At 71.0% G+C, this 26059-nt stretch carries 27 protein-coding genes; 14 read left to right on the top strand and 13 right to left on the bottom strand.

Going from position 1 to position 26059, the window contains the following annotated elements; all coding sequences use genetic code 11:
- Nucleotides 1-12 precede the first annotated feature (12 nt).
- From ccrA to V5E28_RS40070, 4 genes are read left to right on the top strand one after another with little or no spacing between them, the layout of a single operon-like run.
- On the top strand, nt 13-1350 hold the full coding sequence (ccrA, locus tag V5E28_RS40085; protein ID WP_336214982.1) for a crotonyl-CoA carboxylase/reductase: 1338 nt from the start codon (nt 13-15) through the stop codon (nt 1348-1350).
- Nucleotides 1351-1353: 3 nt separating this feature from the next.
- Nucleotides 1354-1809, top strand: coding sequence for a MaoC family dehydratase N-terminal domain-containing protein (locus V5E28_RS40080; RefSeq protein WP_336214980.1), 456 nt, complete (start codon nt 1354-1356; stop codon nt 1807-1809).
- Nucleotides 1806-2213 (top strand): MaoC/PaaZ C-terminal domain-containing protein, encoded by a 408-nt coding sequence (locus V5E28_RS40075; protein ID WP_336214978.1) that lies wholly within the window; start codon nt 1806-1808, stop codon nt 2211-2213. Before V5E28_RS40080 ends, V5E28_RS40075 begins: the two co-directional genes overlap by 4 nt.
- Entirely contained in the window at nt 2201-3007 is an 807-nt protein-coding gene (locus tag V5E28_RS40070; protein WP_336214977.1) for an SDR family NAD(P)-dependent oxidoreductase, read from the top strand. The genes V5E28_RS40075 and V5E28_RS40070 overlap by 13 nt, the downstream gene beginning before the upstream one ends.
- 12 nt (nt 3008-3019) lie before the next feature.
- Here the strand turns inward: V5E28_RS40070 and V5E28_RS40065 are convergent, their stop codons facing one another.
- Both V5E28_RS40065 and V5E28_RS40060 read right to left on the bottom strand, forming a co-directional pair.
- The gene (locus V5E28_RS40065) at nt 3020-4237 is read right to left on the bottom strand and encodes a helix-turn-helix domain-containing protein (protein ID WP_336214975.1); all 1218 of its coding nucleotides are present in this window, start codon (nt 4235-4237) and stop codon (nt 3020-3022) included.
- A 157-nt stretch (nt 4238-4394) separates the two neighbouring features.
- The gene (locus V5E28_RS40060) at nt 4395-4559 is read right to left on the bottom strand and encodes a hypothetical protein (protein WP_336214974.1); all 165 of its coding nucleotides are present in this window, start codon (nt 4557-4559) and stop codon (nt 4395-4397) included.
- Between the two features lie 481 nt (nt 4560-5040).
- On the opposite strand from V5E28_RS40060, the gene V5E28_RS40055 reads away from it, so the two are divergent.
- Both V5E28_RS40055 and V5E28_RS40050 read left to right on the top strand, forming a co-directional pair.
- Nucleotides 5041-6087 (top strand): helix-turn-helix transcriptional regulator, encoded by a 1047-nt coding sequence (locus V5E28_RS40055; RefSeq protein ID WP_336214972.1) that lies wholly within the window; start codon nt 5041-5043, stop codon nt 6085-6087.
- Between the two features lie 148 nt (nt 6088-6235).
- Nucleotides 6236-7057 (top strand): alpha/beta hydrolase, encoded by an 822-nt coding sequence (locus V5E28_RS40050; protein ID WP_336214970.1) that lies wholly within the window; start codon nt 6236-6238, stop codon nt 7055-7057.
- 50 nt (nt 7058-7107) lie between these two features.
- Here V5E28_RS40050 and V5E28_RS40045 read toward each other — a convergent pair whose 3' ends face one another.
- On the bottom strand, nt 7108-7326 hold the full coding sequence (locus V5E28_RS40045; RefSeq protein ID WP_336214969.1) for a DUF6300 family protein: 219 nt from the start codon (nt 7324-7326) through the stop codon (nt 7108-7110).
- A gap of 53 nt (nt 7327-7379) precedes the next feature.
- Between V5E28_RS40045 and V5E28_RS40040 the strand changes: the two genes are divergently transcribed.
- Nucleotides 7380-8315, top strand: coding sequence for a LysR family transcriptional regulator (locus V5E28_RS40040; protein WP_336214967.1), 936 nt, complete (start codon nt 7380-7382; stop codon nt 8313-8315).
- A gap of 31 nt (nt 8316-8346) precedes the next feature.
- On the opposite strand, the gene V5E28_RS40035 is transcribed toward V5E28_RS40040, so the two are convergent.
- From V5E28_RS40035 to V5E28_RS40020, 4 genes are read right to left on the bottom strand one after another with little or no spacing between them, the layout of a single operon-like run.
- Nucleotides 8347-9372: a FecCD family ABC transporter permease gene (locus tag V5E28_RS40035; protein WP_336214966.1), complete on the bottom strand. Its 1026-nt coding sequence runs from the start codon at nt 9370-9372 to the stop codon at nt 8347-8349.
- Complete coding sequence (locus V5E28_RS40030) at nt 9369-10370, bottom strand: FecCD family ABC transporter permease (protein ID WP_336214964.1); 1002 nt, start codon at nt 10368-10370, stop codon at nt 9369-9371. Before V5E28_RS40030 ends, V5E28_RS40035 begins: the two co-directional genes overlap by 4 nt.
- Entirely contained in the window at nt 10360-11175 is an 816-nt protein-coding gene (locus tag V5E28_RS40025; protein WP_336214962.1) for a siderophore-interacting protein, read from the bottom strand. Before V5E28_RS40025 ends, V5E28_RS40030 begins: the two co-directional genes overlap by 11 nt.
- The gene (locus V5E28_RS40020; RefSeq protein WP_336214960.1) at nt 11172-12170 is read right to left on the bottom strand and encodes an ABC transporter substrate-binding protein; all 999 of its coding nucleotides are present in this window, start codon (nt 12168-12170) and stop codon (nt 11172-11174) included. Before V5E28_RS40020 ends, V5E28_RS40025 begins: the two co-directional genes overlap by 4 nt.
- A gap of 83 nt (nt 12171-12253) precedes the next feature.
- Between V5E28_RS40020 and V5E28_RS40015 the strand changes: the two genes are divergently transcribed.
- Nucleotides 12254-13066, top strand: a complete 813-nt coding sequence (locus V5E28_RS40015) for a helix-turn-helix transcriptional regulator (RefSeq protein ID WP_336214959.1) — start codon at nt 12254-12256, stop codon at nt 13064-13066.
- Between the two features lie 136 nt (nt 13067-13202).
- On the top strand, nt 13203-16175 hold the full coding sequence (locus tag V5E28_RS40010; protein WP_336214957.1) for a hypothetical protein: 2973 nt from the start codon (nt 13203-13205) through the stop codon (nt 16173-16175).
- Between the two features lie 168 nt (nt 16176-16343).
- Here V5E28_RS40010 and V5E28_RS40005 read toward each other — a convergent pair whose 3' ends face one another.
- Genes V5E28_RS40005 through V5E28_RS39985 form a run of 5 tightly spaced genes read right to left on the bottom strand, consistent with a single transcriptional unit; the run spans nt 16344 to nt 20867 of the window.
- Entirely contained in the window at nt 16344-17135 is a 792-nt protein-coding gene (locus tag V5E28_RS40005) for an acyl-CoA thioesterase (protein ID WP_336214956.1), read from the bottom strand.
- A gap of 18 nt (nt 17136-17153) precedes the next feature.
- Nucleotides 17154-18701, bottom strand: coding sequence for an AMP-binding protein (locus tag V5E28_RS40000; protein WP_336214955.1), 1548 nt, complete (start codon nt 18699-18701; stop codon nt 17154-17156).
- A 45-nt stretch (nt 18702-18746) separates the two neighbouring features.
- Nucleotides 18747-20021: a cytochrome P450 gene (locus V5E28_RS39995; protein ID WP_336214953.1), complete on the bottom strand. Its 1275-nt coding sequence runs from the start codon at nt 20019-20021 to the stop codon at nt 18747-18749.
- On the bottom strand, nt 20018-20221 hold the full coding sequence (locus V5E28_RS39990) for a ferredoxin (RefSeq protein ID WP_336214951.1): 204 nt from the start codon (nt 20219-20221) through the stop codon (nt 20018-20020). The genes V5E28_RS39995 and V5E28_RS39990 overlap by 4 nt, the downstream gene beginning before the upstream one ends.
- A 49-nt stretch (nt 20222-20270) precedes the next feature.
- Nucleotides 20271-20867: a TetR/AcrR family transcriptional regulator gene (locus tag V5E28_RS39985; RefSeq protein ID WP_336214950.1), complete on the bottom strand. Its 597-nt coding sequence runs from the start codon at nt 20865-20867 to the stop codon at nt 20271-20273.
- A gap of 163 nt (nt 20868-21030) precedes the next feature.
- Between V5E28_RS39985 and V5E28_RS39980 the strand changes: the two genes are divergently transcribed.
- From V5E28_RS39980 to V5E28_RS39965, 4 genes are all read left to right on the top strand, one after another.
- Complete coding sequence (locus tag V5E28_RS39980) at nt 21031-21849, top strand: class I SAM-dependent methyltransferase (protein WP_336214949.1); 819 nt, start codon at nt 21031-21033, stop codon at nt 21847-21849.
- Nucleotides 21850-22035: 186 nt separating this feature from the next.
- Complete coding sequence (locus tag V5E28_RS39975) at nt 22036-22362, top strand: PadR family transcriptional regulator (protein ID WP_336214947.1); 327 nt, start codon at nt 22036-22038, stop codon at nt 22360-22362.
- Entirely contained in the window at nt 22359-22715 is a 357-nt protein-coding gene (locus V5E28_RS39970; RefSeq protein WP_336214946.1) for a DUF1048 domain-containing protein, read from the top strand. Before V5E28_RS39975 ends, V5E28_RS39970 begins: the two co-directional genes overlap by 4 nt.
- 1 nt (nt 22716) lies before the next feature.
- Nucleotides 22717-23043, top strand: coding sequence for a DUF1048 domain-containing protein (locus V5E28_RS39965; RefSeq protein WP_336214944.1), 327 nt, complete (start codon nt 22717-22719; stop codon nt 23041-23043).
- Between the two features lie 715 nt (nt 23044-23758).
- Here the strand turns inward: V5E28_RS39965 and V5E28_RS39960 are convergent.
- Nucleotides 23759-24445: a TetR/AcrR family transcriptional regulator gene (locus V5E28_RS39960; RefSeq protein ID WP_336214943.1), complete on the bottom strand. Its 687-nt coding sequence runs from the start codon at nt 24443-24445 to the stop codon at nt 23759-23761.
- A gap of 84 nt (nt 24446-24529) precedes the next feature.
- On the opposite strand from V5E28_RS39960, the gene V5E28_RS39955 reads away from it, so the two are divergent.
- A complete protein-coding gene (locus tag V5E28_RS39955) occupies nt 24530-25807 on the top strand; it encodes a cytochrome P450 (RefSeq protein ID WP_336214942.1) in 1278 nt (425 codons plus the stop codon).
- The last annotated feature ends 252 nt before the right edge of the window (nt 25808-26059 follow it).

Genomic DNA, 26059 nt, shown 5'->3' with positions numbered 1-26059 from the left:
TCGGAGGCGGCGATGAGGAAGATACTCGACGCGATCATGGCGGACGACCCGGCCGAGCTGGGCTCGCTGCCGGTACCGGAGAGCTACCGGGCGGTGACGGTGCACGCCGGCGACGTGGCCATGTTCGACGGTATGAGCAGCGCGGACAAGGACCCGCGCAAGTCACTGCACGTGGAGGAGGTGGCCACGCCCGAGCTGGGGCCGGGGGAGGCGCTGATCGCGGTGATGGCGAGCAGCGTCAACTACAACACGGTGTGGACGTCGATTTTCGAGCCACTGCCCACCTTCGCCTTCCTGCGGCGTTACGGCCGGTCCTCGCCGCTGGCCAAGCGCCACGACCTGCCATACCACGTGGTCGGCTCCGATCTGGCCGGCGTGGTGCTGCGCACCGGCGAAGGCGTCGGCGCCTGGAAGCGGGGTGACCAGGTGGTCGCGCACTGCTTGTCGGTCGAGCTGGAGCACCCTGACGGGCACGGCGACACGATGCTCGACCCCGAGCAGCGCATCTGGGGCTTCGAGACGAACTTCGGCGGGCTCGCCGAACTGGCGCTGGTGAAGTCCAACCAGCTCATGCCCAAGCCGGCCCACCTGAGCTGGGAGGAGGCCGCCGCCTCCGGCCTGGTGAACTCCACCGCCTACCGGCAGCTCGTCTCACCCAACGGCGCCAGGATGAAACAGGGCGACACCGTGCTCATCTGGGGCGCCTCAGGCGGGCTCGGCTCCTACGCCACGCAGCTCGCGCTCAACGGCGGCGCCACCCCGGTGTGCGTGGTCTCCAGCGCGGAGAAGGCGGAGGTCTGCCGCAGGATGGGCGCCGAGCTGATCATCGACAGGCGGGCCGAGGACTACCGGTTCTGGTCCGGCGAGCACACGCAGGACCCCCGGGAGTGGAAGCGGTTCGGCGCCCAGATCCGCGAGCTGACGGGCGGCGAAGATCCCGACATCGTCTTCGAGCATCCGGGCAGGGAGACCTTCGGCGCCAGCGTCTTCGTGGCCAGACGCGGCGGGACCATCGTCACCTGCGCCTCCACCAGCGGGTTCCACCATGCCTACGACAACCGGTACCTCTGGATGAACCTCAAGCGGATCGTCGGCACGCACTTCGCCAACTACCGCGAGGCCTGGGAGGCCAATCGGCTGATCGCGCGCGGCCGGATCCATCCCACGCTCTCCAAGGTGTATCCGCTCTCCCACACCGGCCAGGCCGTGCACGATGTGCACGGCAACCTGCACCAGGGCAAGGTGGGCGTGCTCTGCCTGGCGCCCGGGGAGGGGCTCGGTGTGCGGGACCACGAGACGCGCGCCGGGCTCGCGGGCGCGCTCGGCCGCTTCCGCCAGAGAACGGGGTGAGTCATGGCCATCGACACGTCCGTCATCGGCACCAGATCGCCAGAGCTGACCGTCGAGGTCGAGCGCGGCCGCCTGCGGGAGTTCGCCAGGACGATCGGCGAGACCGATCCCATCTACACCGAGGTGGCCGCGGCGCGCGCCGCCGGCCACCCCGACCTGCCCGTGCCGCCCACCTTCCTGTTCTGCCTGGAAATGGAGCGTCCCGACCCCTTCGACTATGTACGGACGCTCGGCGTCGACCTGGGCCACCTGCTCCACGGGGAGCAGAGCTTCACCTACCACGCGATGGCCCACGCCGGCGACCGTCTCACCTTCGACTCCCGCCTCACCGACGTCTACAGCAGGAAGAGCGGCGCCCTGGACTTCCTGGTGCGCACCACCGACGTCACCTGCCACGGCGCGCCGATCGCCCGGCTGACCACCGTCCTCGTCGTACGCAATCCGGAGGCCGCCCCGTGAACGCCCAGGCCGGCGACCGGCTGCCGCCGCTCCGGATCCCCCCGATCAGCCGCACCACGCTCGCGCTGTACGCGGGCGCGTCCGGTGACCACCATCCCCTCCATCTCGACCCAGAGGTGGCCAGAGCGGCCGGCCACGACGACGTCTTCTCCCACGGGATGCTCTCCATGGCCTATCTCGGGCGGTTGCTCACCCAGGTGGCGCCGCAGGAGCGCATCAGATCGTACGGCGTGCGCTTCACCGCCATCACCCCACTGCACGCCGAGCCCACCTGCACCGGAACCGTCACCGCGGTCGAGGGTGGAGCAGCCCGCCTGGACGTCGAGGTGACGCTGGCCGACGGGACGGTGACCCTGCGCGGCACCGCCGTCATCGACCTGGAGGAGGGCACGTGGACAGGCTGACCGGACGGACCGCGATCGTCACCGGCGCGGGCCGTGGCATCGGCCGAGCCGTCGCGCTGAAGCTGGCGGCGGAAGGCGCCTGCGTGGTCGTCAACGACCTCGACCCCGAGCCGGCCGAGGAGACCGTCGCCGCCCTCAAGTCCGCGGGCGGTGACGCGGTGGCCTGCGTGGGCGACGTGACGGAGCAGGGCTTCCCCGACCGGTTCGTGCGGACCGCGATCGACTCCTTCGGCGGCCTGGACATCATCGTCAACAACGCCGGCTACACCTGGGACACGGTCATCCACAAGATGACCGACGAGCAATGGGACGCCATCCTCGACCTCCACCTCAAAGCGCCCTTCAGAATCCTGCGAGCCGCCCTGCCGTACCTCAAGGCCCATCCGGCCGAGCACCACCGCAAGGTGGTCAACATCTCCTCGGTCGCCGGCCTGGGCGGCAACGCGGGGCAGGCCAACTACGCGGCGGCCAAGGCCGGCGTGGTCGGCCTGACCAAGACCCTGGCCAAGGAGTGGGGGCGCCATCGCGTCAACGTCAACGCGGTGGCCTTCGGCCTGATCGCCACGCGGCTGACCGAGACGCCCGCGGACGAGGGCGCCAGCATCACCATGCACGGCAGGCAGATCAAGATCGGCGTCAGCGCGCAGCTGCTGGAGGCGATCGAGAGCACCATCCCCCTGGGCCGGGCCGGCACGCCGGAGGAGGCCGCGGGCGCGGTCTACCTGCTGTGCACGCCCGAATCCGACTACATCAGCGGTCAGGTCGTCGTGTGCGGCGGTGGATTCACCCTTTAGCGGGCGCGCTCGTCAGCCCGGCAGGAGGAACGGGCGGGTGTTTCTGAGGATCTCGAAGCACACCCCGCCGGGGGTCTCCTTCCGCCGCACCAGCCCGAGCATCAGCAGGGTGTGCACCTGCCGGGCGACGTTGCTGATCGGCCGGTTCAGCGCGACGGACACGTCCTTGACGGACCAGGCGGCGGTGATGCGCGCGGCGCCCGCCAGCAACTCCCGGGTGGGCGGGTCCAGCCAGCCGATCGCCTGCGGGATGGCGTCGGCCAGGCCCTGCCCGCTGCCGGCGGGCACCGGCCAGGCGGACAGCGCGGCGGGGTCGCGCGACAGCTCGTCCCGCAGCTCCTCCAGCCGGTGCACCACGCTCCACTGGGCGACCATCTCCAGGGCCGCCGGAATGCCGTCGACCTGCCGGCAGATGTCGGCGATCACCGTCACGTTCGCGGCGTCGAGGCTGAACCCCGGATGCGCGTGCCTGAGGTGGCGAGCCAGCAGCCGCCCGGCCTCGGACTGCTCGGGGGCGGCGTCCTCCGTCTCCACGGGTACCCGCAGCGGCGCGAGCGGCAGCAGGCGCCAGCCCTGGGTGTGGTACGGCCGGCGGGTCGTCACCAGCACGCAGAGCCGACGGCACCGGTGCAGGAGGGTGTGCACGGCGTGGGCGTGCTCGCCGGGGGCGTCGTAGCCGTCGAGCACCAGCACGGTGGCCCGCTGCCCGATGGCGCCCGCCAGCGCGGAGACCTCCGCGCCGAGCAGCTCCTCCGCGGTATGCCTCGCGGCCCACAGCACCGCCCACTCGCCGCCGCCGCGCAGCTCGTTGGCCACCTCCATGGCCAGGCGTGTCTTGCCGACCCCGCCCAGCCCGACGAGCGCGACCAGACGCTCGCCGGAGCCGACGAGCTCGCGGAGCAGCTCGCGTTCCGCGATGCGTCCCACCAGCTCGCCGGTGGGCACGGGGATCCTCGTGGCGATCTCGAGCGCCCGCGGCTCACCGACGTCGTCCGGCGAGCCGGTCGCGGCCTCCAGCGCGGCGCGCCGCGATCCCTCGACGCGGAGGCCGTCGGCCAGGAGCCTCACCGTCTCCCTGCGCGGATTCTTGACCCGGCCGGATTCGAGGTCGCGGATGGCGCGGACGCTGACCGCGCTGAGGTCCGCCAGGGCCTGCTGGGACAGTCTGGCGCGACGACGGTACGAGCGAAGCAGGGAGGCCAGGTCTTCCTCGCGTGTGTTGCTGAGCAATGCATCTCCTCGCACGGAACAACGGCTCACAGGGAACCTTGTCGGGTGACGGTCGCGACAGCGGACCGCGGGCCGGATCCGGGCGGGCCGTCTCCGGCGGTGGCCTGCCGCGGCATCCCCTGCGGCAGGCCGGAGTCCTGATCACGTTCGCCCTCGGTCAGCCCCAGATGTTGCTGTCGTACACACCGGCAGGGAGAGGGAGTGGCCGGCCGTCCGCGGTGATCCGCGGGGAGCCGTCGGCCGAGGCCGAGGCGGCGGGCAACGTGGCGATCAGGATGGCGGAGGCGGCGCCCAGCATGGCGACGCGGGTCACGAGCTTCATGTCCTGCTCCTTGAGGTCAGCGGATGTCGCAGACGGTCACGTGGTGACTCTCTTAACTCCGGTACGCCCGGCGCCGAGGCTTTCCGGCTTCTGCCCGGCGGCGTTTCCCGGCGACCCCGAGTCTGCGTCGGCCTCCGCCCCAGCAGAAGGTTTCGCTCGCTTCCTGAAGCGGCCCGACCTATTTAGGCACCGCTGCGGTCCTCCGGGCAGAAGGCGCGGCCGGGACTCATCCGCCAGGCCGTCTCGGCCGAATCGACCAAGAGCCGAGCAGGCAGTCGCCTCAGACGAAGGGACCAAGCTCATGCATCGCGGGCACATGAGAAGGCACCCAAGGTGGCGGCCGGCCATCGGGGCGACCGGCACGGACGCCCGCTCGGCGGCCGCCGCCATCGCGAGGGAGCCCCACGGCCTGTCATCTGCCCAGGTGAGGGCAGCTGTGGCGGGGAGATGCCGCCTTGGTCGGAGGGACTGACGTCCGGTGATGAGAGCCGACAACTCCAGAAGGCACGGGCTGGCCATCAGCCGGGTGCGGCCGGCGCACGGGAAGCTCGAATCGCTGGGCCTGAGCAAGCTGGCCGAGGGCGTCTACCGGTTGCTGCTGACCGGGCAGGACCTGGACGTCGAGGCCATAGCCGGCCAGATGAGGGCCAATCCCGGCCAGATCCGGCAGGCGCTGGACCAGCTCGCCGACCTGGCGTTGCTGCGGCCCTCCTGGGAGGCGCCGGGCGCCATGCGCGCGGTCAACCCCGAAGCCGGGCTCCAGATGCTGTTGCAGCGCCGCCAGGCCGAGCTGCTACGCCAGCAGCAGAGCATCGTCGAAAGCCAGGCGGCGATCACCGCGCTGGTCAGCCAGTACGCGGATCTGCGCCCCGGCGACGGGCACCCCGTCGCGGAACGGCTGATCGGCCTGGACGCCATCAGATCGCGCATCGAGGCCCTGGCCGCGCGGGCCCGCATCGAGGTCGCCACCCTGATGCCCGGAGGTCCGCAGGATCCGGCCATGATCGAGGCGGCCAAGCCGCTCGACCAGCAGGTCCGCGAACGCGGCGTGGCGATCCGCACCGTGGGGCTGGACTGCATCCGGCGTGACGGGCCCACCCTGGCCTTCGCCTATTGGCTGGTCGGCATCGGCGCCCAGGTCCGCACCGTCCCCAGCCTGCCGGCCCGTATGATCATCTACGATCGCCGGACCGCCCTGGTCCCCCTTGACCCGGCCGACACCAGGGCCGGCGCCGTCCAGCTCGACGGCCCCGGCACCGTCTCGGTGGTCCTGGCGCTGTTCGAGCAGATCTGGTCCACCGCCACGCCCATCGGCTCGTCCCCGGTCCGCGACGGCGACGGCCTGTCCCCGCAGGAACGCCAGCTCCTGCGGCTGCTCGCCGAAGGCATGACCGACGAGGGCGCAGGTCGTCAACTGGGACTGGCGCCGCGCACCGTACGCCGCATCATGGCCGACGTCATGGGCCGCCTCGGCGCCCGCAGCCGCTTCGAGGCCGGCCTGCGCGCCTCCGAACGCGGCTGGCTGTGACCGTGCCGCGCAGCCTCATGCCGTCCGGCGCTTGTTCACCCGCGTGTGGTCTGCTCTCGTAGCCGGTCGGCTTCGGCCTGCGCGGCGGCTCCGCTCGCCATCGCACTAGTCTTGATCGCCGTCGGCCCCCGATCGAATGAGACGCTCCATGACTCACCCGAACGTGGCGGAACTCCGCGAGAGTTCACGTCGGCGAGCCGCCGACCGACCCAAGGGGCCGGCGCTGAGCCACGTGGAAGACCTCCACGGCCCCGACGGCATCCCACTGCGCCACTACCGGCCGGCCGAGCAGCCACGGCCGCTGGTGGTGTTCGCGCACGGCGGCGCCTTCGTCCTTGGCGACCTCGACACCCACGACCGCACCTGCCGGCGCATCGCCGACGCCTGCGACGTCGAGGTGCTGGCCGTCGACTACAGGCGCGCGCCCGAGCACCCCTGCCCCGAGGCCATCGATGACGTGGCCGCGGTGCTGCGCTGGGCGCGCCCAGTGGCGGTCGCGGGCGACAGCGCGGGCGGATACCTGGCGACCATGGCGTGCCTGCGACTGCGCGACGCCGACGATCCCCTGCCCGACCTGCAGATCCTGATCTGCCCCAACACCGACCTGACGCTCACCCAGCCCAGCGTTCTCGACAAGGGCACCGGTCACGCGCTCGACGCCGACTTCCTCGCCTGGGCCATCACGTGCTGGACGCCGGACCCCGCCGACCGCGCGGCCGCCAGCCCGCTGCTGGCACCGGACCTGCACGGCATGCCCGACGCCCTCATCGTGACCGCCGAGCACGATGCACTGCGCGACGAGGGCGACGCCTACGCCCGGCGGCTGGCGCGGACCGGCGCGCACGTGGTGCACCGCCGAGAACCCGGCCTGGAGCACGGCTTCATCCAGGGCATGGACCTGACCTCCCCGGAGGCAGCCGCCGCTCATGACCGGCTGTTCGACGACATCGCCGCTCTGATCCACAGATGAGCACGTGAGCGCTGCCGCGGCAGACCGAGCCGCGACCGGCGAGGATGACGTCACAGCTCGCCGCGGTACCAGGCCTCGGCCTCGGCGTTCAGCGCGTTCTCGTCGGGCTGCTTCGGCGCCCGCGGCTGGTGGATCCAGCGGAGCAGAAACCGTGCGAGTTGCACCAGAGCCTCCGGGGGCGCGGACCCGTGAACGGCGAAGTACGTGATGATCGGCCCGGCGAGGGGATCGGCCCGGCGAGGGGATCGTCCGCGTCGCAGCGGGCGCACAGGAGGACGTCACGGATGCCGCGGACCGGGTCGCCCGCCGCGTTCGTCCAGGTGTGCGGCAGGCGCACGACGGCCAGGACCTCGCCGTAGACGCTCATCACCTCGTCTCGGACGTTGATCCGGCCCCGGACGGAGATCACGCGGTCCTCGGCCAGCGCCTCGCCGAATCTGGAGTCCGACCTCGGCGTGAGGCTGCTCTCCCGCACCCGCACCGGGGCCGACTCACCAAGGACGCCGGGGAGTTCCTCCACCACGCGCGCGCCCTGGTCGGCATCGCCGACCAGGCGCTCCAGATGCTGCGCGGCCGGCGCCGGTCCCTGCGCGTCGACGTGCTGGACACCCGGCTGGCCTCCATCGATGTGATCCGGGCATTCCACCAGACCGTCGAGGACGTCGAGATCGACATCGTCACCTCCAACGGGCTCAGATCCGCGCGCGGCGCACTCGCCCACGGGTCCGTCGACGCCGCCTTCGCCCGGGTCAGCGGGACACTGGAGGACGATCTGGTGTCCATGCCGGCCTACCTGGAGCAGGCGCACCTGCTGGTGGGGCGCGACCACCCCCTCGCCGGGCTGCCGCAGGTGGAGACGGCACGGCTGGCAGGGATGACCGCGTGGATGCCCGGCAACGTCCCAGGCAGCGAGTGGACCGAGTTCTGGGACCTCTTCGGCGCCGCCTTCGACATCCGGATCGACACCACCGGACCCGACTTCGGCTGGGAGTACTTCGTGGAGCAGATCGGCTCAGGCGAACGCATCGGGCTCGCGGGTGAGTGGTGCCGCCTGCCCAGCCATCCGCGCACCGTCCAGATCCCGATCGTCGACCCGGCGCCCATGTACCCGTGCTCGCTGCTCCACCACCGGCAGCACCATCACCCGGTGCTGGCCCTGCTCACCCGCTTCGTCGAGAGCGACTTCCGGCCGTTCGACCCGGGACACCAGTGGCTGCCGGCCCCCGACCGTGCCGCCTTCACCATGGATCCGCGGTGACGCGATGGTGCGGCAGTGAATCACACCGCACTCACGCGTTCCGTCGCGTCCTGCGCACGAGCAGTCCGATGAGGTAGCACCCGCCGATCACCGTCGTCACGACGCCCACCGGCAGCGCGACCGGGGCCAGGAGGAGCTGCGCGACCAGGTCGGCGGCCAGCAGGAGCACCGCCCCCGACAGCGCCGCCGGTGCCAGGGCCAGGCCGGCCGCGCCCGTCAGCAGCCGCCCGATCTGGGGCGCGGCGAGGGCGATGAACACGATGGGGCCCGCCACCGCCGTCACCGTGGCGGTGCAGCCGACGCCCGCCAGGACGAGCAGCAGCCGCAGCCGGTTCAGGCGCACGCCGGACGCGACGGCCAGCTCGTCCCCGAGCGCGGCCTGGTGCATGCCGGGGGCGAGGACGGCCAGCGCCACGGCCAGCGCGGCGATGACGGCGAAGGGCAGGACCAGCTCGCCCCAGTCGACACCGTTGAGCGAGCCCGCGCTCCAGCCGGTCGCGGCCATGCCGACCTCCAGCTCGGCCCGGAGCACGATCCACGAGTTGAGCGCGGTCAGCATCGCGTTCACGGCGATCCCGATGACGACCAGGCGCAGGCCGCTCAGGCCCGACCTGAGCGACAGGACGTAGACGGCCCCGGCTGCGACCAGGCCGCCGGCGACGGAGCTGGCGGCGAGCTGCGCGGACGTGCCGCCCAGCACGGTGATCGCGAACAGCGCGCCGGTGTAGGAGCCCGCGTCGAGGCCGACGATGTCGGGGCTGCCGAGCGCGTTGCGTGTCAGGTTCTGGAAGACCGCGCCCGCCAGCCCGAGCGCCGTGCCGAACACCAGCGCGGCGGCGACCCGGGGCAACCGCCACTCCCGCACCGCCACGACCTCGTCGCCGTGCCCGGCCAGCGCCGCGAGCACCTCCTGCGGCGGCGTCCACGAACCGCCGACGCACAGGCCCAGCACGGCCAGACCCAGCGCCGCGAGCAGGAGGGCGAGCGACACCGCCAGCGTCCGGCGCGCGGCCCGGACCGAGTACGCGCCCGCGCGCAGCGTGAGGAAGCCGTTCAAGCCGGCACCGCCCCGCGCCGCCGCACTGCCCAGATGAGCACGGGTGCGCCGAGGAACGCCGTCACCACGGCCACGGGCACCTCGCCGGTGGGCAGCAGCACGCGCGCCGCGATGTCGGAGGCGACCAACAGCACCGGCCCGAGCACCATCGTGTACGCCATCAGCCACGGGATCGATCCGCCCGCCACCCGCCTGGCCAGGTGGGGCACCATGAGCCCCAGGAACGCGATCGGCCCGGCCGCGGCGGTGGCGGCCCCGGCCAGCAGGGTCACGAGCACGAGCACGGACACCCGGGTGCGCAGCACGTGCCCGCCGAGCGCCTGCGCGACCTCGTCCCCCAGCATCAGGGCGTTCAGCGGCCTGGTCACCAGGGCGGCGCACAGCAGCGCGACGGCGATCGTGCCGGCGGGCAGCGCGAGCGGGGCCTGCTCGTGCCCGGCCAGCGACCCGACGGACCAGAACCTGAAGCGGTCGAACACGTCCGGCAGCATGAGCCGCAGCCCGAGCGAGATGCCCGAGAGCACGGCGCTGAACGCCACCCCGGTGAGCACCAGCCGCAACGGCGAGGCCGAGCCGAGCGCGTACACCAGCACGGCGGCGAGCGCGGCACCGAGCGAGGCCAGCGCGAGCTGTGCCACCTGCCCGCCCGCCAGGCCCAGCACGCCGCCGACGTTGATCGCGAAGCCGGCCCCCGCGGTCACGCCCAGGATGCCCGGCTCCGCGAGCGGGTTGCGGGTCAGCGTCTGGACCAGCGTGCCGGCCACGCCGAGCGCCGCGCCCACGCAGACGCCCAGGATCGTGCGCGGCACCCGTACCTCGCGCACGATCAGGTACTCATCGCCGCTCGCGGAGCCGGCCAGGGCCCGCCAGACCTCGGCGGGCGGGAGCGCCTGCGCGCCGACGCAGACGCTCGCGCCCGCCACGGCGAGCAGCAACACCACGGACGCGGCGAGGAGTACCGGCCGGTATGTCCTCGCCCCGGATCGGTCAGTCTTCAAGCCCGGCGACTCCGCGCTTCCAGTAGCCGGTGAACAGCGCGTCGAGCCTGCCCTCGCTCCACGACCGCAGCGGCTTGATGTCCCCCGACTCCCCGGCCGCGAACAGGAACGCGGGGACGTCCGGCAGCTTCAGCCCCTGCACGGTCTCGGCCAGTGCGGACCGCCCGCCCTCGCGGACGAGCCACACGACCTCCACACCGGCGCGCTCCGCGAGCGGGTAGCCGTGCTCGACCGGGTCGTCGGTCTCGATCACCAGGTGCGCGGAGACCCCGGACGGCGACTCCTCCAGCCATCGCGCCGCCGCGGGGAGCGCCGTCGCGTCGACGGCGAACACGTAGTGCCCGTAGTCGTGCGAGAACGCCTTGGCTCCCGGCGGACCGGCGATGGTCACCTCGTCGCCCACCGCGACGGTCGCCGCCCAGGCGGCGGCGACGCCGCCCTCGTGCAGCACGATGTCCAGGTCCAGCTCGCGGGCCGCCGCGTCGTAGCGCCGGACGGTGTACTTGCGCGTCGGAGGCATGGGCTTGGGCCAGTCGAGCATCAGCCGGTCGTTGGGCACCGGGATCCGGTGGGTGCCGTCCGGGTCGGGAAAGACGATCTTGACGTGGTCGTCGGCCTGGTAGGTGTGGAAGCCGTCGAGCCCCGGCCCCGCCAGGGTGAGACGCAGCATGCGCGGAGTCAGGAGTTCGCGCGCGGCCACCGGGACGGTGCGCACGCCGATCGGGTAGGGGATCCGGGTCAGGCCGGTCCCGGAGGCGTGGTGGGCGGCGACCCGGCCGCGCGGATTGCGGCGATCCTCGCTCATGACGCCGCCAGCGGCGCGAGCGCCTGGTCGACGGCGTCCAGCGTCACGAGCGCCGAGTCGTACGTGGCCGCCTCCGTGTAGCGGATCGGGAACGCCTTGCCCGCCTTGACCGCCGGGAGGTTCTTCCACAGCGGGGAGTCGAGGACGTACTTCACGGCCTCGTTCGGCGTGCCGTCGGGCTGCACCGAGTACGTGATCGCGTCGGCCTCGCCGAGGCTCTTCGGCAGTTCCTCGATCGACGGGTACTCCGAAACGTCGCTGCTGCCTCCGCCCTTCTCCTTGACCTGGCCGTAGTAGGTGATGCCGACGTCCTGGGCGATGTTGGTGCCCCACGAGCCGGCGAACTCGCGCTGGAACGTTCCCTTGGCGACCTCCCCGTACGATCCGACGTGGCCGAACTTCACGCCTGCCAGCGCGTCCTCGTACTTGGCGGCCAGTTCGGCGGCCTTCTTCTCGTAGGCGGTCTTGGCCTGGCCGAAGTTCGCGGCCCGGCCGGCGACGTCGGTCTGACGCTGCGACAGCTCCCGCCACGCGGACGGAATGGTCGGGCCGATCGCGACGACGGGCGCGATCGACTTCAGCCGCTCCATGTCGACGTCGGCCAGCACCGGTGCCGGGACGCCGATGACGATGAGGTCCGGCTTGGCCTTGGCGATGGCCTCGTAGTTGGTCTCGGCCGCGGCTTCGCCCGCGACCTTCTCCAGGCGGTCGTACGTCGCCCGGTCCTCCTCCGACATCAGTGGCAGGCCGCGCTTCCACGTGGAGATGCCGACCAGCGCGGCGTCGGCCTCGATGAGCGCGGGCACCGCGTATCCCGTGGCGACGACCCGCTTGGGGTCGGCGGGGACGGTGACCTGGCCGCTGTCCGCGGCGAACACGCGGGTCGCGGCAGCCTCGGTGGGCTGCTCGCCCGAGGGGGCCGAACCGCAGCCGGCCACCAGGGCGAGCGCGAGGACTGAGGCTCCGGCGGTGCGCCGGAGCTGGGCATAGAGCATGGAGAGCATTCCTTCAGCAGGGACGATACGGACTTAGGCTACCCTTACCAAAGTTGCTTGTGATGCCGCTGGGAGGCCATCCGATGTCGTTGGGACGCCACTCCGTGACGGTCACCGATCCCACTGGGACGGATCCGCTCTGGTGCGAGGAGTACGGGTACGGGCTCGGCCGCCCCGGGGGCGTCCTCGTGCTCAAGTACCGCTCGGCAGCCGTCCTGGAGTTCCGCGAGAGCCGCCAGGACTTCCTGCACCAGCTCTACTGGTCACCCGACGGGATGCTGTCGACCCGGCACGGCGCCCGCACGCAGTTCGTCGGTCACCGGGAGGCGTTCTGGGCGCATCGCGCCGTCACCCACGAGGTGCGCGCGGCCGACCGGCAGACCGTCTACCGCGTCTGCCTGCGCGAGGTGCCCCCGGCGCTCGGCGGACTGCGGGCCGGCGCGGTCTCGATCGGCCAGGAGGCGGCGCGGCTCGTCCAGTCCATCGCCCGCCCCGGCCAGGACGAGCGCGAGGCGCTGGCCGCCCGCGACCGCATCATGGCGGGGCTGGGGGCGACGACGGCCGAGTTCGTCGGTCATCACGCCACCGGGGCCGGATTCGCGCTGACGGTGGCGCGCGCGCTCTCGCACGACCCCGGCGACGCCGGACGCCTCGAAGAGTGGGCCGAGCGCCTGCACGTCAGCGTCAAGACGCTGCAACGCGACTTCGAACGCGAGTTCGGGATGCCGTACTCGCGGGTGCGGACCAAGCTGCGGCTCAGCACTTCCAGGGTGCTGCTGGAGACCCAGCCGGTGGCCGAGGTGGCCCGCCGTGTCGGCTACTCCACCCCGTCGGCGTTCATCACCGCCTTCACCAAGGAGTACGGCTGCACCCCGGGCCGCTACACCGGGCCGTGACCCGCGCGCGTGCGTGGCCGTCGGCAATCGCACGATCTTTGGGGGAGCGCGAAGACCTTGTTCGCCGAGGATCGTCACGAGTCGTGAGTGGGAGTGGCGCCCGGATTTGTCGGAGTTGATCTTTAGGGTGCCGTCCATGACCGTGATCTTCGACTCCACGACGGCCTGGGCGCGGGTCCGCGACCTCGTCACCGCCCGCAGAATCCGCGACCTGGCCGACCACGTGCTCGACCTGAGCGACGAGCACCGCGCCGAGGTGGCGCGCCGGCTGCCCGAACTGCGCAAGGAACTGCGCGAGGCCGCCGGCCGCCGTGCCGCGAGGCGGTGGATGGCAGGCCTGGACGACGAGGGCGAGGACGAGGGAGATCCGGAGTCCGGCGACGGGATCGGCGGGCACGGCGAGGCGCTGCGCGTCGCGGGCGCCGGCACCCTGTCCGGCGCCGCCGCCGCGGTCGCCTGGCTGACCCGCCGCGAGTTCACCGGCCCTTGGAGCGGGACGGACGAGGTGCTCCGCGTGCTGACCGCCCGCCCCGCCGCCTGGCAGGCGGACGTGGCCGCCCGGCTGGCCAGGAGGATCCGCACGGCCGACGACCGCAACGCCCCGCTCGCGCTGGCGCTGCTGCGGGCCTGCGGCGCCCCGCCGCCCGAGCACGACCCGCTCGTGACCGCCTGGCTCAGGGCCCGGCCGAGTGCCGACGACCCGCTGATCGGTTCGCTGCTGCCGCGGATCTTCGAGGCCGAGGGAGCCGGGCGCGTGCTGCGTGAGGAGCGGCTCGAACCCCGTCCCACCCGCTGGCTGGCCCTGCTCGGGCGGCTGCAGGTGGCCGGGCGGGTCTCGCGCGCCGACCTGCTCGACGGCTGCCTGCGCCGCTTCCTGCGCGGCGGTGACGCCGCCGGCCTGCGCTTCTTCGTCCGGCTGCACCGAATGCTGGACCCGACGCCGCAGGAGGTCGCCGCGCGGACACGCGACTACCTGAGGCTGCTGCCCGCCGCGCCGGGCACGGTCGCCGAGCTGGCGCTCGCGCAGCTCCGGCGCGGCGGTCCGCACGAGAGCGCCGACGTGGCGGAGGCCATCGGCGCGCTGACCTTCCGCCAGGAGGCCAAACTGGCCCTGGCGGGCCTGCGCTGGCTGGCGGAGGAACTGCCGCCCGCGCCCGAGGCGGCGGCCGCGCTCGCCGCGGCGTTCGGGCACGCCTCGTACGAGGTTCAGGGGCGGGCCGCCCGGCTCGCGCTCCGGCATGCCGCCGCCCTCGCCCCGGCCGGGCAGATCCTCGCCGAGGCCGTGCCCCTGCTCCCGGCGTCCCTCGGGTCGCGGGTCGCCGCCGTGTTCGGCGGGGACCTGGCCGAGCCGGAGAACACCGAGGTGTTCACCCCGCCGCCGCTCAGGCCCGTCGTGTTCGAGCCGTTCCCGGAGCCCACCGTACGGCTGGGATGGAACGTGTACGGGTGGGTGGACAGCGAGCGGTGGCTGGCGGCTTTCGTGGCGCAGGCCGCCGGTGACCGCGAGGAGCTGCGGCGGACGCTGGCGGACGAGTTCGGCGGCGCCTACCCCGACCTGTTCCACTACCCCCGCTGGATGGACCCCAGCATGTGGATCGCCGGCCTGGCCATGGAGTTGATCTCGCCCGGCTCCGATCCTGGACTGCCCGAGCCCGAGCCCGTCGATCCGTGGGAGGGGGCGAGCTTCCGGGTGCGCGTCATGGTCGTGCCGGACGCCGACGAGGACGAACCACCGGCAGCCGAAGAATCCCGGAAGCCACAGGATCCGGGGGAGGAGGAGCGGGCGCCGGAGCGGGCGTTCGCGCAGCTCCCCGAGCACGTGCGCGCGGAGGTCTTCGAGCGGCTCCTGGGCATCGGCGTGTCGGAGGAACGCGTGGCCGCCATGCGCGACGGGCTGCCGGTCCCCGAGCCGGGGCCCGGCGAGCCCCGCGCGTTCCGGGTCGGCTTCACCTACTCCGGGCCGCGCCCGCTGTTCCACAGGCCCGAGCCGCCCGACCCGGCGGCCGAGTTCCGCCGCGTAAACCGGCTCCCGCAGCCCGGCCAGGTCTCGCCGCCGCACTTCTTCCTGCTGCACCGGCTCAGTGAGCTCTATCTGGCGTTGCGGGAGGGCACGCTGCCGCCCGTGCTGCTGGCCACGCCCACGGTGCTGACCGGCCACCTCGATCCGGACGCGCTGGTGGACCGGCTGGCGGTGTGCGCGGCCGCCGGCGTCGAGCCGCTGCCCGCTGATCTGCTGCAGGCGCTGCTGCGGTTGCCGAGAGGCGCGCACCCCGGCGCGGCCGCGCGGGCGGCCGGGCTCGGCTCGCGGGCCGCCGCCACCGCCGCCGGGTGGATGGCCGGGGGCGGGCTGCCGGACCCGGAGGCGGGCCTGCGGTGGGCTTACATGGAGGGCGCCACCGACTACTTCTACGACGAGCGCGAGCCCGGGTACCGCGTCTGGGAACTCCGCCTCGTGCCGGTGCTGCGGGCCGCGCCCACCGGGCACGACATCCTCGACGAGCTGCTGCGTGAGCCGCCGCGCTGGGGCTGGGACGAGCACGGCCGGGCGATGGACTGGTGGCCGGCGATCCTGCCCTCGCACCGTGAGGTCGTGGCCGTCAACTACCTGCCGCATCTGGGCCGCCGCCTCGGCGTCTACGCGCCCTGCGCGCACGGGCTGATCGACGCCGACGGGCCCGCCGGTGACGCGACGGCGGTCGTCCTGGCCCACTTCGTCGCCGAGCGGAATCCGGCGGCCATCGCGCTCCTGGTGCGGATGGCGGCCAGGGGTGGGCTGCCGGCTGAGACGGTGGGCCGCCAGCTCGCGCTGCTGATGCGCCGTACGCATGTCGAGCCGCGCCCGGTCGTGGCCGTGCTGGCCGAGGCCGCCCGGCAGGGCGCGCACGCGGAGGTGTGGCGGATGCTGACGAGCCTGCTGCCCGCCCTGCTGCCCTGCACGGGCGAGCGGCCGTCCGTCGCGCATGTCGAGGCGATGACGCTCGCGGCGGACGTCGCCGCCTGGACGGGCGCGCGCGGCCCGATCCCGGAGGTGACGGCGCTGGCGGCGAACCCGGGACGCAGCCGGTTCACGCGGGCGTGCGTATGGCTGCGCGACCAGCTCGGCGAGTAGGGGAGAGCCCAAGAACCGCACGAGACAGGGGAACGTGGAAGCGAAGGCGTCGACGGTGGCGGGCGGGGCCTGTCCGGCAGCGAGGGGAAGAGCTGGCTGGACCGCCTCCGCTTGCGGCGCGGACGCCCCGGAATCCGTTGGACACCTGGCCGCGGCCCGCGGGCGGTCTCATGACCGGAGGAGGGCTTCCTGGGCCACCGAGGCGATCAGTGTCCCGTCGGCGGTGCGTATCGACCCCTGGGCCAGCCCGCGAGTGCCGATATGGGCGACCGAGTTCATGTCGTACAGGAGCCACTCATCGACGCGGGGCCGGCGGTGGAACCAGATCGCGTGGTCGAGGCTCACCAGCAGGGTGTGGCGCGCCTGCGTGTGCGGGGATCGGGCGGCCTGGACGACGGCGATGTCCGACAGGTAGGTGAGCAGGCACGCGTTCAGGTCGGGGTCGCCGCCGACAGGCGCGGTCAGCCGAATCCAGAACGGGTGGGAGATCGGGAATCCCTCGGCGGCGGCGACGGGACGGATCTCGAACTGCCGATCGCCCTCGGACCACCAGGGGAACTGGAGGGACGGCAACTCCTCCGGCTGCGGTACCGAGGGCACGCCGGCTGCCTGCCAGCTCTCTCCCGGTTCGGGCTCGTGGAAGGAGGCGATCATTTCGAAGATCGGTTTGCCCTCCTGGACGGCGGTCACCGAGCGGGTGGAGAACGTGCGCCCGTCCCGGGTCCTGGCGACATGGAGACGCAGGGCCTCTCCCGGTCGGGCCGGCCGGATGAAGTACGAATGCAGGGAGTGCACGTCTCTGGGACCGTCGACGGTCAGACACGCGGCGCGCAGAGCCTGCGCCACCACCTGGCCACCGAAGGTCCGTTCCCAGCCGAGCCCGCCGGCTGGCGCCACGAACAGGTCGCTGTCCAGCTGTTCCAGGTCCAGCATGGCCAGGAGCGAAGATGCGTCGGTCACGACACCTCTCATCAGGGGTCAGATCTGGCGGGAGCCGTCCTGCCAGTAGGGGGCGCGGAGCAGCCGCTTGTAGAGCTTGCCGGTCGGGGTGCGGGGCAGTTCGGGGACGAAGTCGATCGAGCGGGGCACCTTGTACCCGGCCAGGGAGCCGCGGCAGTGGGCCATCAGCGCGCCGGGAAGATCGTCGGTCTCCTGGGCGTCATCCGCCAACTCGACGACGGCTTTGACCTGCTCGCCGTACTCGTCGTCGGGTACGCCGAACACCGCGACGTCCCGGACGGCCGGATGGGCGACCAGTACGTTCTCGATCTCGGCCGGGTAGATGTTCACGCCACCACTGATGATCATGTCGATGGCGCGGTCGCACAGGAACAGGTAACCGTCCTCGTCGAAGTAGCCGATGTCTCCGGTGGTGAACAGGCCGCCGGTACGGTGAATCGAGGCGGTCTTGTCCGGGTCACCCCAGTACTCGACGTCGTCGCCGTTGGTGTAACGGAACCAGATCTGGCCCTGCTCCCCACGCTTGACGGGGGTGCCCTCGGAGTTCAATATGTGGATCTCCGTCGTGGGCTGCGGGCGTCCGACGCTGCCGGGCTTGGCCAGCCACTGCTCCGCGGTGATGATCGTGTTGATGCCCGCTTCGGTCGAGCCGTAGTACTCGTGGACGACCGGCCCCATCCAGTCGATCATCTGGCGTTTGACCTGCGGCGAGCAGGGGGCGGCGCCGTGCCAAATGGCGGCGAGGCTGCTTCCGGAGAAGGCTTGCCTGGTGGCCGGATCCAGACGCAGCAGGCGGACGAACTGGGTGGGCACCAGGTGGACGTTGGTGATCGCATGCTCGTCGATCAGGTGCAGGGTCTGGGCGGGGTCGAACGCGCGCCGCATGACGACGGACCGGCCGCCCAGGAGCGCCATGAAGGAGAACATCCACTGGGCCGAGTGGTAGGCGGGGCCCGCCAGGAGCGTGCGGCCGTGATCAGGGATGGAGAAGGATCTGGCGAAGCGATCGGAGGCCAGGGCGAGGATGTCCACGGGCATTCCCACGGTGGACTGCTTGCGGCTGACGCCTTTGGGCCGGCCGGTGGTCCCGGAGGTGTAGAACATCGGGCTGCCCATGACCTGCGTCTCGGGCTCGTCCGCCGGGGGGGCGACGAATTGCGCGTACGGGGTGAACCCGGCGATGCCGGCACCGAAGGCCACCCGCGTGGGCAGATCGAGCCCTTCGACGGCCTCGCTCGCCTGCGCGACGAAGGCCGGCTCGGAGAACAGGGCCCGCACGCCGGCATCCTGCAGGACGTAGCGGAGTTCCTGGGCGGTCCAGTGCCAGTTGACCAGGACGTAGCGCAGGCCGATGTGGCTGGCGGCCACCATGACCTCGAAATACTCGCGGCGGTTGGCCGCGTGGAGGGCGATGACATCACCGGCGCCGAGCCCCGAACCGAGGAGCGCGCCAGCCAGCCGGTCGACCCGCTCGTTCAGCTCGCGCCACGTGGTGACGCCGTCCTCATCGGCCAGCGCGAGTTCGTCCGGACGGGTCTCGGCGAAGCGGCGCAGCAGTCGGGCCATCGCTGATCTCCCTTCTCTAGTCGCTTGCGGGATCGTCGCCCCTTGTCAGCAGATGCGGATGGGGAGGGCGCGGGGGCCGCGGACCTGGCTGGCGGCCCAGGTGACGGCGGTGGGGTCGTCGAGGGTGAAGTGGGGGATGCGTTCGAGCCAGACTTCGAGGGCGATCCGCAATTCCATGCGGGCCAGGTGGGATCCGACGCAGCGGTGGATGCCGAGGCCGAAGGCGGCGTGCCGGTTGATCTCGCGGTCGATGATCACTTCGCCGGCTCGGTCGAACTGGGCCGGATCGCGGTTGGCCGCAGGGAAGGGCAGCAGGACCCAGTCGTCGGCTTTCATGTCGACGCCGTTCCAGTGCATGTCCTCCTTGACCAGCCGGGCCATCGTGACCGGGGCGTAGGCGCGCAGGAATTCTTCCATCGCGGTCGGCAGCAGGGCCGGTTCGGCGATCAGGCGCTCGCGGTCGGCGGGTGTCCTGGCCAGGTGCCACAGGGAGGCGCCGATGGCGCTCCAGGTGGTGTCGATGCCGGCGATGAGCAGGAGGTTGATCGTGCCCAGGACGTGGGTGGGCTGGAGTTTTTCGCCATGGAGTTCGGCGTCGAGGAGTTGGGTGGTCAGGTCGTCGCGGGGATTGTCGATGTGGTCGCGGATCTGCGTCAGCAGGTAGTCCGACAGTTTGTTGAACCGCTCCAGACGCTCCTCGTGGGAGGCGTTGATGTTCTCCAGCGTGTTCTCGACGAACGCGCTGAACTTCTCCGAGTCCTCCTGCGGGAAGCCGAGCATGTCGGCGATGACCCGCATCGGGATGTGCTTGGCGTACTCGCGGGCCGCGTCCACTACCTCCTTCCCCTCCATCGCGTCGATGAGCGAGTGGCAGAACGCCCTGGTGCCGGCCTCCTGTTTGGCGACGGCTGCCTTGGTGAAGGCCGGCAGCAGCAGTTTGCGCGCGTCGTGGTGGAAGGGCGGGTCGGAGGAGATCGGCGGTGCGCCGCCCACGGGGGCCATCTCCTTGGGAGGCCGGAGGTGGCTCACGATGATGGCCCGGGAGCTGAAGTGCTCGGTGTCGTAGGCGATGGCCGAGACGTCTTCGTACCGTGTCGGCAGCCACGCGCCGCCGAACCGGTCGGTGTGCGCGATCGGGCAGCGTTGGCGCAGGTCGTCCTGGATCGGGTACGGGTCCGCGGCCCACTCGGGGTCCACGTGGGAGAAGTCCGTCGCCCAGTCCGAGACCGGATCGGTGACGATCTCGCTCTGATAGCCGCCGAGCAACCGTTCCCTGCGCGCTCGTTCGAGGTCATCGCCGAAGCGGTCGTCCGCGCTCATCGCAGGACTCCTTCAAGGCCGATCGCCCGTTCGGGACAGTTGGACGCCGCCAGGCGCGCGTCAGGCTCCTTGCCCGGGGCCACGGAGCCGTCGCCGAGGACCGTGCCGTAGCCTTCGCCGTCCTCACCGAACATGTCAGGGGCGAGGTCGTAGCAGCGGCCGTGGCCGTGGCAACGTTCGGGGTCGATCAGAACTTTCATGATGTCGTTCCCCATCTGTGCCCTTCCTGACTGTGGTGGTCTCTGTTCGTTAGTGGTGCTCTGTCGCGCTCAGCGCGGTCAGGACGCGGATGAGCAGCGCTGCCCACTCCTCGTCGTCGACCGGATGCAGGTCCGCGGTCAGCAGCGCGCTGCCCATGGCCAGCAGCAGACAGAAATGGGCGATCGCGTCCGGCGACAGCGCGGGGTCGAGTTCGCCGCCGGCTTGGGCCGTGCGCACCAGGTCGGCCATCGAGGCGGCTCGTTGGCCGACGTGTTCGCGCATCGGCCGGGCGACCTCCTCGTCGCGGCGAGCCGCCACCAGAGCCTCGACGATGAGATGACCGTGGGTGTCCTGACGGCGGGGCAGGCTCCGGCCGACGATGAGCAGCACGTCTCTGATCGACCGGTTGGGATCGGCGGCCAGCAGGCCGGCGAGCATCGGCTGCGCGTGCGCGTGCAAGGCGGCCACGAGCAGCTCCGCCTTCGAGTCGAAATGGGTGTACAGCGCGCCGTTGCTCATCCCCGCGGCTGCGGCGATGTCCGCCACCCGGGTGCCGTCATATCCGTGCTTCGCGAAGACCTCGGCGGCCGCGCGCAGCAGCCGCTCACGGGTCTCGGCGGGGGTTACACCGGCGATGCGTCCCATGGAGGTATCAAAAAACCGTTCATTTGATTTGTCAAGGTGCCGTACAGGGTCTCGCATGCCGTGCATCAGCGGCCTGGCTGCAAGCTCGAAAGGCGTTGATCACGCAGCAGACACCCTGCCAAACTCGGGTGCCGAGCCGGCAACGCAAGGGGGACTGTCTGACGTGACAGCCGACGAGCGGGTGCTTCGGCACTACGTGCTGAACGATGAGGCCGGCCGTCTCTGGGCCACGGCCCGTGGCGAACTCACCCGCCGGCGCACCTGGGACATCTTCGAGCGGTTCCTTCCTGAGGGCGGACGGGTCGCCGACGTCGGGGGTGGTCCGGGCACGCACGCGTCACATCTGGCCGGGCTCGGCTATGAGGTGGTGCTGGTCGATCCGGTGCCAAAGCACATCGAACAAGCTTCCACTGTCGCCACCGATGCCGGCTTCTCATGCCATCTCGGAGATGCTCGTAGTCTTCCGCTACCCGACGCGAGTTTTGACGCAGTGCTGCTGATGGGCCCGCTCTATCACCTTGGCGACGCCGCCGACCGGCAGTTGGCGCTGCAGGAAGCCTTTCGGGTGCTGCGGCCTGGAGGCCGGCTACTGGCCGAGGTCATCAGCCGCTACGCGTGGATCATCGACGCGACCGCCCAGGGCCTTCTAGGCGATCAAAAGATCTGGGACACGTTCGACCTGAATCTGCGCACAGGCGAGAGCAATACCCCGGACAGGCCTGATGAGGTCTTTTGGGCGTATTTCCACCGGATAGAGAATGTGGGACCGGAAGTGGAGCAGGCCGGCTTCATCCACGAACGTCTCTTGGCCGTGGAGGGGTTCGCGGGGCCGCTGGGCAACCTTGAGGAATTGCTGCGAGAGTCGGAGCATCTGATGCGAGCGATTCGGCTGACCGAGTCTGAGCCCTCCATGCTGGGGATCAGCGCCCACCTGATGGCAGTGGCGTCGAGACCGGTCATCAACGCTGCGGACGCCCGCTGACTGCCAGCATCGGCTGAAGTCTGGCCTCTGCCGATACGTCGGCATTTGATCCCTTCGCCGATGATTCGCATCGCTTCCGTGGTCAGTGTCCGCCGCTTGCTGGGCATTCACCGTCCACTACTCTGTGGTACCGTGTAGTGGTACTCGGTACCACAGAGTACCAGGAGGGACTGAAGAGGACCCACGATGGACGACCTGACGGAGATGCTGAAGGGCACGCTTGAGGGCTGCGTGCTTGAGATCATCGGCAGCGAGGAGACCTACGGGTACGCCATCACGCGTCGGCTGAACGAACTCGGCTTCGTCGACGTCGTCGAGGGGACGGTTTACACCATCCTGCTGCGACTGGAGAAGAACGGGCTCGTCCAGGTGACGAAACGACCGTCCGGACTTGGCCCGCCGCGTAAGTTCTATGCGCTCAACGACGCGGGGCGCGAGGAACTCGCGACGTTCTGGGCGAAATGGGAGTACATCACAGCACGGATCGACAAGCTCAAGGAGGGCGGGAGATGAACTTCTGGGAGACCATTACAGGCAGCGATCTCACCAGGGAATGGAAGGCGTTCGAAGCTCGGGCAGAGGCATTGCCGGCCGACTACCGGGCGGCGTGGGAAGAGATCAAGGGTCATCTTTTTCCCTACTCGGACTTCACAGGTCGAAACCTGATGCCGATTCTCGACGGTGCTCTGGGGCTGCTCGAAGAGACAGCGGCCGATGGGCAGAGCATTCACGATGTGCTGGGTGACGACATCCAGGGTTTCTGCGCGGCGCTGGCCGGCGGAGAAGGGGCTCGGAGCTATCGCGACCGGTGGCGCGAGCAGTTGAACAGGAACGTCGCAAGGAAACTGGGCCGGCTAGGAGGCTGACGTGGGCATCCAGGACATCATCGAGGGCAAGAAGCAGTGGCGGGCGCACATGGCGCGGGTCAAGGCGCTCCCGCCGGACTACCAGAGCGTCTACAAGGAGATTCAGAGGTACTTCTTCAAGGTTGGACCGATCGACTTGCTTGACGGGTCCCTGCTCTCAGGGATCGTCGATTTCTTCGAGGAGGGCGTCGCGGCCGGCAAGGGAGTCCTGGAACTCATCGGCAACGACGTCGCTGCCTTCTGCGACGACCTGGTCAAGGACTCGCGCACCTACGCGGACGTCTATCAGGAGTCCATCAGCGGGGAACCCGGCACGGCCGAGAAGTGACACCCGCCGACCCAAGGCACCGGCGGCGATCGTCCTCGGCGCCGGGCTTCCGCCAACAGCAGCTGGGAACCGCCGCCTATAGACAGGGTCACAACTCGACCTGTTCACCGGTCGCCGAGTGGGGCCACCGGCTTGCGCCCCACCCGCTGCTCGATGATCAACCTTGAGCCCGCAACGGTACAAGGCGGCGAACACCACAGCGGCGCGCGGTCAACGCCCCACCTTGTCGCTCTGGTCCGCGCCGGCGCGGGGTTCGAGGATGGACTCAGACATGCGGGGTGGGCCGGTAGATGAGCCGGGCGACGACGTCGACGGCGTCGCCGCTCACGAGGGTCGCGTCCGGCCAGTCGAGTGGTGCTTCCAGTGTGGTCGACACCGTCGAGGCTGGAAAAGACGTCGAAGGTGTAGATAGCGGTCATGATGCTCTCCTCGAGTGCGGTTGATCGGGGTGTGTGGATACGGGCTGGGAAACCTCGGCGAAACTCATCGCCGTTGGACCTGTGGAGCCCGGCCTCTCATCTTGGCTACGAACGCGCTCGACGCCGTTCGACACCACCGCGGAAAACTCAGGAGACGTACCCGCCCCGACCGCGTCCGAGGCGACAAGGCCTACCCGCCACGAGCGATCCGACCGCATCGGCGAACCCGCGGGCATCACCACCGTGATCCCGGCGGGCCAGGTCGCAGGCGAGGTTCAGGTCGGTGAGGCCGGAGCCTACGACGCGGACGCGGCCCCAGGCACCCCCAGCAGCGGCAGCCACACCTCGTCCACGATCTCGACGATCGACTCGTCCGACACCGTGCGCATCGTCATGAACATGTCGTGGCGCAACAGGTCCAACGGCAGGTTCACCACGCGGGTCGAACGCGGCACGTCGGGCAGCTCGCCGCGCTCGACCGCGCGCGCGACGATCGTCTCGAAGGCGGTCGCCTGGCCCGGCGTGAGCAGGGCGTCGCGGAGCTCGCTGAGGCTGGTACCGGTGTCGCGGAAGTAGTCCGCCAGCTGCACGCTCATCAACGTGATCATGCCTGCGCGGTCGGCGTCGGCGTTGCGCAGGAAGCCGATCGCGTCATCGCGGAGGCTGCCGGTGTCGGGCACCGCGATCAGCCGCCAGAACTTGGTGAGAGTGGCCAGCAGCAGGTCGTCGCGCTGTGGCCAGCGCCGGTAGAGAACAGGACGACTCGTGCCGGCGCGGGCGGCGACCGCTTCATAGGTGAAGCTGTGATATCCGTGCTCGACCAGTACGTCCCACGCGGCGTCGAGGAGCGCGTCCTCGAGTTTGGGGCCGCGCCGACGGGATGCGCCGCTGTCGCGGGTCGTGCCGCCGTCGGCAGGACGTTCCGCCGCCTGCGCCCCGATCGTCCCGCGCTCACCCGCGATCCGCTCGTGCTTGCGATTCACTTGCGTATCTTATCGCGGTGCCTTACCGTTTCCCCAATTAGGTACAGTCGCGTACCCTAAGGCCGATTCGAACAGGACGTGCTGATGGCCGACAACAGCTTGACCGAGAAGTCTCCGAGCGCGAGCCCCACGGCGATGCGGCGGATCCTGCCGGTGGACATGGTGGAGCGGGGGCGTTGCCCGTTCGATCCGCCGCCGGGTCTGCGGGGAGAGGGCGCGGTCCGGCCGTTGGGTCTGCTGAATGGCGCGCGGGCATGGCTGGTCACGGGCTTCGAGGAGGCCCGTACGGTGCTGTCGGACGCGCGTTTCAGCGCCGACAAGATGCGCCATCGGGACGCGACGTCGCTGCAGCCGGACGAGGTGGCCGAGATGGAGGCGGCGGAGCCGTCGAAGGCGGAGGTGGCGGAGCGGGAGGACGGGATCTTCGTCTTCATGGACCCGCCGGAGCACACCCGGTTGCGCCGGCTGCTGACGGGTCAGTTCACGGTGCGGCGGATGCGCGAGCTGGAGTCGCGGGTGACGGAGATCGCGGTCGAGCACATCGAGGCGATGAAGGCGGCGGGCACGCAGGCCGATCTGGTGCCGGCGTTCGCGTTGCCGCTGCCGTCGCTGGTCATCTGCGAGTTGCTGGGCGTGGACTACGCCGACCGTGGGGAGTTCCAGGAGCGTACGGCGGTCGGGCTGAACGCGAACTCGACCCCGGAGAAGGCGGCGACGGCCCGCGCCGAGCTGTATGCGTTCATGCGGCGGCTGGTGGCCGGCAAGCGCTCGAACCCCGCCGATGACCTGCTGTCCGGGCTCATCCACGACGCCGACCCGCCCCTGACGGACGCGCAGCTGGTCGATGTCGCACTCGTCCTGCTCAACGCGGGCCATGAGACCACGGCGAACATGCTGGGTCTGGGTACCTTCGCGTTGCTGGAACATCCCGACCAGCTCGCGGCGCTGCGTGCCGATCCGGGCCTGATCGACAACACGGTGGAGGAGCTGCTGCGGTTCCTGTCGATCATCCAGCTCGGGGTCAGCCGGGTCACCACGGAGCCGGTGACGCTGGGCGGTGTGGACATCCCGGCCGGCGCGACCGTCGTGATCGCCACGCCCGAGGTCAACCGGGACCCGCGGCACTGGGCCGATCCCGACGCGCTCGACCTGCACCGCTCGCGTACTCCGCACCTGGCCTTCGGGCATGGGGTTCACCAGTGCCTGGGTCAGCAGCTGGCCCGGATCGAGATGCGGATAGGGCTGGGCGAACTGATCTCCCGGCTGCCGGATTTGCGCCTGGCGGTGCCGGCCGAGCAGGTGCCGGTGCGCAACGAGATGCTCATCTTCGGCGTGCACGCGCTGCCGGTCACCTGGTCCTGAGACGGCCGGGGAAGGGCGGCCGATAGCGGCAGCAGGAGCCGGGTGAGGATGGCCGCGTCCATCGACGCGCCCCGCCAGAACCGCCCGGGGCCGTGCTGAGGGCACCACCGCGTGGCTGCTGCACGATCTGGACACCGGTGCCCGTCGCTGAGCAGGTCTCCGCCCGGATCAAGGCCGCTCGGATCGCGCCGGCGGGTGCGGCGGACGGGACCTCCGCTCCACTGATCGCCCGCGGGGAACCGGCGGCTGACG

Source organism: Nonomuraea sp. LPB2021202275-12-8, from assembly GCF_037044575.1.
Taxonomy (GTDB): Bacteria; Actinomycetota; Actinomycetes; order Streptosporangiales; family Streptosporangiaceae; genus Nonomuraea.
Note: the sequence above shows the minus strand (reverse complement) of the source record. Positions and strands in the feature narration are given on the sequence as shown.